The organism is Streptococcus intestinihominis (assembly GCF_046824975.1).
Lineage (GTDB): Bacteria > Bacillota > Bacilli > Lactobacillales > Streptococcaceae > Streptococcus.
In genome coordinates this window covers 270,554-271,795 of the sequence record NZ_JBKQBL010000002.1, presented here as the reverse complement: position 1 = coordinate 271,795, position 1,242 = coordinate 270,554, and the positions used below count along the sequence as shown (strand labels likewise).

Genomic DNA, 1,242 nt, shown 5'->3' with positions numbered 1-1,242 from the left:
AGTTGGATTTCTGTCCATAGTTTTTCATTTCTTTTTCTGACCTTGTATGCATTGTTGACCCTCTTTCCGACTCAAAAGAGAATCTATGAGCTCTTGCCTCAAAACCCTAGTTGGAAATCTCTTTCGACCAAGGGAGTTTGGCTACCTAAGAAGGAAACTGGCTGGACCTCTTTAGTGATTCTGATCTTGGTTATTCTGGGGACTCTTGATTTCCTCAGTCGCAAGCCAGAACCAAAGGTTGAAAATCCGTTGAACTATCAAGAAATCAACAATCTCTATGAGGAAGAAAGAAATTCTCGCTACGACGACATCATCAACAAAATCCAAGACTCTAGTGGCCAGTTCTTTGAAAAAGAAAGTCCCGCGTCGGAATAATTTGAGTCCATAGAAGGGCGAGTAGCTTAGTTGAAAAGGAAACAGTCTCCTCAATGAAAAAACTCTGCAAGCTCTTTCATTTTGTGTTAAAATAGAGGTAATAGAATTAGAAAAGGAAGTTGACTATGAAATTCCTAGAACTCAACAAAAAACGTCATGCGATCAAGCATTTCACAGACCAGCCGGTCGATCCAAAGGATGTACGGACAGCTATTGAAATTGCGACCTTGGCACCAAGTGCGCACAATAGCCAACCATGGAAATTCGTGGTCGTTCGTCAGAAAAATGCGGAATTGGCTAAACTAGCCTATGGTGGGAACTATGACCAAGTCATGGAAGCACCTGTGACTATCGCTCTCTTTACGGATACTGATTTGCAACGTCGGGCTCGGAAGATTGCGCGTGTCGGTGGGGTCAAGAACTTTACAGAGGAGCAGCTGCAATACTTCATGCAAAACCTTCCTGCAGAATATGCTCGCTACAATGAACAACAGATTAGCGATTACTTGGCATTGAATGCTGGATTGGTCGCAATGAACCTGGTATTGGCCTTGACGGACCAAGGGATCGGCTCAAACATCATCCTAGGCTTTGACAAATCAAAAGTCAACGAAGTCTTGGAAATCGAAGAGCGTTTCCGTCCAGAACTCTTGATCACGGTTGGTTACGCAGCAGAGAAGGTAGAACCTAGCTACCGCTTGCCAGTAGACGAAATCATCGAAAAACGCTAATAACAACAGAAAGAACCGGATGGTCCTCGTCTCGTACGATACAAGTCCGGTTTTCTAGAATCCTTTGGCAGGCTGATAGACAGTCGCTGAAGGGATTCTAGAGGATTCAATTTAAATCGAAATAACGGAGGAATGC

1 protein-coding gene and 1 pseudogene are annotated in these 1,242 nt (G+C 43.7%); both read left to right on the top strand.

What is annotated here, in order from left to right:
* Window positions 1–375, top strand: a pseudogene (locus ACLOR3_RS04715) (hypothetical protein); the annotation flags it as partial.
* A gap of 125 nt (window positions 376–500) precedes the next feature.
* Entirely contained in the window at window positions 501–1,106 is a 606-nt protein-coding gene (locus tag ACLOR3_RS04710) for a nitroreductase family protein (protein WP_125329487.1), read from the top strand.
* The last annotated feature ends 136 nt before the right edge of the window (window positions 1,107–1,242 follow it).